This window comes from Coleofasciculus sp. A1-SPW-01 (assembly GCF_040217205.1).
Taxonomy (GTDB): Bacteria; Cyanobacteriota; Cyanobacteriia; order Cyanobacteriales; family Coleofasciculaceae; genus Coleofasciculus; species Coleofasciculus chthonoplastes_A.
This window is the reverse complement of record NZ_JAVJNP010000089.1, coordinates 22,996-29,673: the sequence shown is the minus strand read 5'-3', so window position 1 is coordinate 29,673 and position 6,678 is coordinate 22,996. Positions and strand designations below refer to the sequence as shown.

Annotated in this window: 4 protein-coding genes and 1 pseudogene; 1 reads left to right on the top strand and 4 read right to left on the bottom strand. The window is 46.2% G+C overall.

The genetic code is table 11. The features are described 5' to 3' along the window. Positions 1 to 623: 623 nt before the first annotated feature. The 4 genes and pseudogenes from RH949_RS13515 to RH949_RS13500 form a co-directional block, all read right to left on the bottom strand. Positions 624 to 1,058 (bottom strand): hypothetical protein, encoded by a 435-nt coding sequence (locus RH949_RS13515; protein WP_446353757.1) that lies wholly within the window; start codon positions 1,056 to 1,058, stop codon positions 624 to 626. A gap of 156 nt (positions 1,059 to 1,214) precedes the next feature. After that, positions 1,215 to 1,649 carry an HNH endonuclease gene (locus tag RH949_RS13510; RefSeq protein ID WP_006103709.1) on the bottom strand — a complete coding sequence of 145 codons (435 nt, stop codon included), beginning with the start codon at positions 1,647 to 1,649 and terminating at the stop codon, positions 1,215 to 1,217. Further along, complete coding sequence (locus tag RH949_RS13505) at positions 1,646 to 2,059, bottom strand: hypothetical protein (protein WP_446353754.1); 414 nt, start codon at positions 2,057 to 2,059, stop codon at positions 1,646 to 1,648. The genes RH949_RS13510 and RH949_RS13505 overlap by 4 nt, the downstream gene beginning before the upstream one ends. 145 nt (positions 2,060 to 2,204) lie before the next feature. After that, a pseudogene (locus RH949_RS13500) lies at positions 2,205 to 2,465 on the bottom strand (Uma2 family endonuclease); the annotation flags it as partial. A gap of 654 nt (positions 2,466 to 3,119) precedes the next feature. Here RH949_RS13500 and RH949_RS13495 point away from each other — a divergent pair. Further along, positions 3,120 to 6,395, top strand: a complete 3,276-nt coding sequence (locus RH949_RS13495; RefSeq protein WP_446353752.1) for an efflux RND transporter permease subunit — start codon at positions 3,120 to 3,122, stop codon at positions 6,393 to 6,395. Positions 6,396 to 6,678 lie beyond the last annotated feature (283 nt).

Here is a 6,678-nt window from a genome sequence, read left to right as displayed (position 1 = left end):
ATATGAAAAATACTCAATCAGACCGATATTCAGGTGAAGATTGCCCATAAAAAGGATAATCGCCCCGAAAGAAAAAGAATCAGGGCTTGACGCGATCGCGAAAATTAGGTACTATTTCATCATGGGAAAATGTGCCGACCTATAGACCCCTATTCACCGAAACCTGTAGAGTGGGTTAGGTGGTAATCAATTGACCCAACCAATCCTTTAATTCACTATCCACCGTAACCCACCAAAATCCCCTGTCTTCATCTCCTTTGTTCACAGATGAACCGCAAAGGATATTCAGATGAACATTGCCCATAAAAAGGATAATCGCTCCGAAAGAAAAAGAATCAGGGGTTGACGCGATCGCGAAAATTAGGTACTATTTCATCATGGGAAAATGTGCCGACCTATAGACCCCTATTCACCGAAACCTGTAGGGTGGGTTAGGTGGTAATCAATTGACCCAACCAATCCTTGAATTCACTATCCACCGTAACCCACCAAAATCCTCGGTATTCATCTCCTTTCTGCACAGATGAACCCCTTCAGATATTCAGGTGAACATTGCCCATCAAAAGGATAATCGCCGCGAAAGAAAAAGAATCAGGGCTTGACGCGATCGCGAAAGTTAGGTACTATTTCACCATGGGAAAATGTGCCGACCTATAGACCCCTATTGTTTGGATGTCATCATGGAGACGCGATCGCACGTTTTCCACAAGAGCATCAATACTAGACGTATCCGCTACTCGCTCAGAATGCCATCCTAAATCAATCCGAGGAAGCAGTTTATCAATACGTTGTTGTGTATCAAGACCAGAATGCGATCGCACACACTCCAACAATGCCCAAAGTGCTTGTTTACCCGGTGCAATTTCGCCATAGTCCGCTAGCTTTTCCACCATCTCCGGGATGAATGTCGTCACAGCACCATTCCAAGTGATGCGCTGTAACACCGATGCATCATTACCCAGCGCTAGGATTAACCAAGAGTGGCGGCTGCGCTCATCTTCCATGAAGGGTTGGAGAAGTTCGACTAATTCATTGATGGTGTTCGGGTCTAATTTCACCGTCAAATTAACCTTTTACCCTGCGTTCCCATAAGCCAACTATAGCTTGCTTGCTGGGACATCTGTGAGTGCGATCGCTTCTAGAAACCCAACAAACTAATTCTAGAATTAGGTTTCGTTTCTTTTTGGCTTGGAACAAGATTGAGGAGAGATAGCTTATTGATCTGTCGTTTGTGGGTGAGGTGGTGGATATTCTCCGCTGGTAATGAGTTGCTCTCGTTCGAGGATACGTTCTGGGAGGTTAAATTGTAGAATTTTAGCAGTTACGCGCCCTTCTGGAGTTAATGGGATGATAGTTCCTCCGTCCAGCCGGAAGTGGTCTGACCATTCCTGAAGACGGGGATTAAAAAAGGGAGTTAGCTGCTGTGTCTCAGGGTCGAGTGAACCGAGGTCAGTTCCTTTGAAGCGGTTGCAGTAAGGACAAGATAAAGCTAGGTTTTCAGCTTCAGTGATGCCATCATGTTTTTCAGCAATGATATGTTCCATTTCAAAGGCGAAAAGTGAAGCTGTTTGGGGAAATCGGCAATACTCGCATTGCTCTCCGGCGCGTTGAGTCACTAGCCGACGCAGAGTTGCTGATACATAACTCATGCTGCTGTTTGTAAGTGTTTGTAAGCATGAGCTTTTGCTAAACGCACCCAATGCTCTAGAAGCAAGTATCGATCAAGTTCGGCTTCTTCCGATCGCGAGAGTGTACCCGATTTATTGCGATCGAGCAGTTCGCTCATGCGGGTTTGTAAAGCAGGCGTGGGACGGATGGCAAGGATAACTTCTGGACTGGGTTGACTGGCAAGCAGTTCAACGATCTGGAGTTCGTCTTGGTAGCAGATGGTTTCTGGGCGGGTAAGTTCCTCAATGGCGCGATCAAGGGCTTCTGGGAGGCGATCGCCCAATTGTTGCAGTTTTTCACCCAGGCGATCGGGGACTTCTAGGATAATTTGCATTAGCGGTAATGTGAGGATAGGAATTAACTTGATTGTAACAAACCGATTATGCCTCATATCTTGAATAGAATTCGTGTAAATTGGCAAAGTCGGCTAAATTTTGAACGATACTGGTTAGTCGGTGGAAGTCAGGCTTAGATAGCTGAACCGTCACAGTTACTACTCCTGTTGCAAGAGATAGCAGAGTCCATCAGGTGTGCGTTTATTCGTCTATTTCCGAGACGATACCTTCATAGAGCAATTCAATCGGAAATTCAAATTCAATGCTGGATAGAGTGATAGTATCTCCCTCCTGATAAGGATAGTAAAGCCACATTCTTCCCTCTCCGCGAGAGTAACGTTCGACAGAGATTGTTTCCGAGTCAATCAAGATATACTCTTGCAAACTGGGAATTGTCAGATAGTAAGTGAATTTTTTCCCTCTATCCTTAGCACTTGTACCAGGCAAGAGAACTTCTACAATATGCTGAGATTCTAGCAGCTCAGGGCTGGCACGCACCCCAAGGTAGGACGTTTGGCACTTGCCGTTAACGTAGTTCGCTAAGAACTTAGGCTGGTCAGGTATGGGCTTGATTCAAGCCCCCGCCTTTAGGCGTGGGGTTCCTGACAACCAAGATTGTTCAAGATTGCTTTGATTGTAGCAGTAGGGGCATAGGATGACCCTAGGCAACCTCTCGCCCATTTCCTTGAAATCCTGCCATAAGTCCTCCAATTCTGACCGACGGCTGCTGCTTGACGCCTCCAGAATCACGGTTGCTACTCCTATAATGGTCAAAGACTAGCACGGGGAAATTTTGGAGAGGGAATTCTGATGACGATTCGCGAAACCACTAAGCTGTTTGGCATTTAAACCTTAATATCAATAATGGCGCAATCCTTGTAGTGCGTTTAGCGAAGCCATGCCGCAGGCTTTGCATCTTGCTCGCTACTAATACCCAATTTAAATGCATGACAGCTTACCCTCTCACCTCCCTATCCCAACCTCTAAAAAAAATCCGTGAAATCAGTGTTTTGACAAATGAAAGAAAACCAACCTCTGAGTGAAATCAGTGTCATTTCCCTCTCACCTCTCCACCCCAACCTATCAAATAAATCTGTGAAATCAGTGTTTTGACAAATGACAAATGACAAACTCAGTATTAGTGCGATCGCGATTCGCCGCCATATCGGTACCCTAGTCTTAACCCTAGCCGTTATTGTGCTGGGGATATTCTTTATTCTCCAGATTCAGGTCGATTTATTACCCTCGATTACCTATCCCCGGATTGGCTTACGTTTAGGAGCGCCCGGTATCTCGCCAGAGGTAGCGGTTGAGGAAATTACCAAACCTTTGGAACAAGGATTAAGTGCGACGGAGGGCGTTGTCCAAGTCTTCTCCCAAACTCGTGAAGGACGAATTAGTTTAGACCTGTTTTTTCGACCCGGCGGTGATATTGACCAGGCGCTAAATGATGCAACAGCGGCGTATAATCGCGCTCAATCAAATTTACCCGAAATTATCGAAGAACCGCGTTTATTTAAGTTTGATCCGTCTCAATTACCCGTTTATGAATTAGCACTAGAATCTTCATCTTTAAAGGATGTAGATTTGCGCGTCTTTGCGGATGAAGAACTTAGCCGTGAACTGAGTGTGGTTCCTGGCGTCGCTTCGGTGGATGTATCTGGCGGGGTAACAGAAGAGGTTCGGGTGTTGATTGATCCGAATCGTTTACAGCGATTAGGATTAGGATTAACCGATGTCCTCGATGCCCTAGATGAACGGAATCAAGATGTGGCGGGGGGACGACTACGCGGGGAAGAGTCGGAACCTTTGACGCGAACCATGGGACGGTTTCAGGATGCGGCAGAACTGCGGAATTTGTCCTTTGAAATAGACGATACCGACGCCACAAATCTGTCTCGTCGGGTCTATCTACGGGATTTTGCTGAGGTAATTGATGGGACGGAAGATAGACGAGTATTTGTCTTTCTGAATGGAGAACCAGCGGTTAAAGTTAGTATTCAGAAGCAACCGGATGCGAATACGATTGAAGTTGTCAATGGGGTCAAAAAACGCATTGAACAGTTGCGACAATCCGGTTTAATTACCGACGATATTGAATTAGTCGCGACGTTGGATGAATCTATTTTTATCCAAAATTCTATTGCAAATGTAACCAGTGCGGGGTTAGTGGGAGCAACATTAGCCGCGTTTGCAGTGCTATTGTTCTTAGGTTCATTGCGGCAAACTTTAATTATTGTCATCGCCATTCCTCTCGCCACCCTAGCCGCTGTGATTTTAATGAAATTATTTGGCTTATCCCTAAATGTGTTTAGTTTAGGGGGATTGGCGTTAGGTGTGGGGATTGTCGTGGATAACGCGATCGTTATGCTAGAAACGATCGCAGCGGGTGTATCTGATAATCCAAGTGTAGGGACGGATTTAACCGATAAGGTTGCGGACAAAACCGATAACGGAACTCAACTCGCCCCGTCTCAATCCATCATTTCTCAAGCCGAACAGTGTTCCCAAGAGGTAGAATCAGCGCTAATTGCGTCCACCAGTACCAACTTAGTCGCTGTCCTCCCTTTTTTACTCATTGGTGGCTTTTTCTCCCTCCTGTTTAGCGAATTAATTTTAACCATTAGCTTTGCTGTCGCTGCGTCGTTAGTGGTGGCGTTGACAGTTGTACCCATGCTGTCTTCTCGCCTATTGGCAATCCCTTGGTCAAGTGGCGTCAACCGATTTTGGCTATTGCAAGCTTTTAATCGTCGCTTTGAAGCCGCAACCTTGGGTTATCAACGTTTCCTAGGGCGGGTGCTGCGGTATCGTATTTTAGTTATCGCCCTGGCTGTGTTAATTTTGGGCGGTGGAAGTTTAGCCTTAGCTAGTCAAATTCCCCAAGAAATTCTACCCCGAATTGATACCGGACAAGCCCGAATGTTTGCCCAATTTCCACCAGGAACTACCCTAGAACAAAATCGCCAAGTGATGATGGCGGTGGATGATATTCTCTTGGCGCAGCCAGAAACTGAGTATGCGTTTACCACATCCGGCGGGTTTTTGTTTGGGGGAAATACTTCAGAAAACCTGTTACGGGGGACAAGTACAATTGCGCTGAAATCGGATAGTAATGTCGAGACATTTATTGGACGAGTCAATCAAGAATTGCAGACCTTAAATTTAGTCCAAACTCGTCTGCGCCTCAGCCCGGGTGAAGTACGGGGGATTATTTTAAGTAATTCCCCGGTTCGTGGGGCGGATTTAGATATTGGCTTACAAGGAACCAACACGCAGCAATTAGAAGCCGCAGGGCGTCAAGTCTTAAAAGCGTTAGATGAACGTGCAACCTTAGCCCAATTTCGCCCGGATGCAGATGATCGCCAACCCGAAATTCAGATTCGTCCCGACTGGGAACGAGTCGCCCAATTGGGTTTAACTGCACAGGAAATTGGTGATACCATCCAAACCGCGATCGCAGGTTCGGTATCCACTCAGTTACAACGAGGCGATCGCTTAGTGGATGTGCGGGTACAGCTTGATCAAGCGGCGATTCAGCGTGTGTCTCAGATTAAAGAGTTACCCCTATTTACGACTAATAATCGCCAAATAAAATTGGGTGATGTGGCGGCGATTGATCAAGGACAAGCGCCGGGTGAAATTCAGCGGATTAATCAGCGTCAGGTGTTCTTAATTGCGGGGACATTGAATGAAGGTGCAACCTTGAGTGAGGCGTTAGCGGAAACCAATGCGGTATTAGCTGAATTAGATTTACCGGAGGGGGTTTCTATCTTACCCAGTTCTGCGAGTGAAACCAATCAGCAACTCCAAAATTCCCTGAAGATACTGGGAGGATTAGCCGCATTTATGGTGTTTGTGGTGATGGCGGTACAGTATAATTCCCTAATTGACCCCTTAGTGATTATGCTCACTGTACCCCTCGCCTTAGCTGGGGGAATTTTGGGACTCTATGTCACCCAAACCGCCATGGGTGCAACGGTTCTAGTGGGGGCGGTACTGCTGGTAGGGATTGTCGTGAATAACGCGATCGTGATGGTGGAGTTTGCCAATCAAATTTATTACCGGGAAAAGGTTGACCGCACAACCGCCATTTTGCAAGCCGCACCTCAACGTCTACGACCCATTTTGATGACCACTATTACCACAGTTTTAGGATTGTTTCCTTTAGCATTAGGAATTGGCAAAGGGTCAGAGTTTTTACAACCGTTAGGTGTGGTAGTATTTTCGGGATTGTCACTAGCAACGGGATTAACCCTATTTATTATCCCCTGTTTTTATACGTTGCTTCATGATAGTTTTGGAGATAAGAATCGTAAAAAAGGAGCCAGAGGAAGAACAAATAAAAAGAACCAGGGAACAGAAAACCGGGATAAGACTAGAGCATCAGTGTAGTAATAGCCGTTAGCCGTAGAGACCTTCAAGAACATAAGGTAAAACCCTTTCATACCCTTGCACCGCTATCAGGGAAAATGTATCATTGCTCCCCCGGCTCCCCCGGCTTCCCCTGCTCCCTAACCCACTACAAGACTTATTCAGCAGACCCTAATTGTTATAACCCGCGAAGGCGGGTTTAGTAGCTGCGGTTTAAACCGCCCAACTTGATTTAAGGCTGGTGGGCAATGCCCACCCTACGACATATCTTCAACCATTACAGGGACGACTTGCACAAATTAAC

Coding starts and splice junctions, on each gene's coding strand:
- RH949_RS13510 (WP_006103709.1), bottom strand. CDS start 1,649: ATGAGTTATGTATCAGCAACTCTGCGTCGGCTAGTGACTCAACGCGCC.
- RH949_RS13495 (WP_446353752.1), top strand. CDS start 3,120: ATGACAAATGACAAACTCAGTATTAGTGCGATCGCGATTCGCCGCCAT.
- RH949_RS13505 (WP_446353754.1), bottom strand. CDS start 2,059: ATGAGGCATAATCGGTTTGTTACAATCAAGTTAATTCCTATCCTCACA.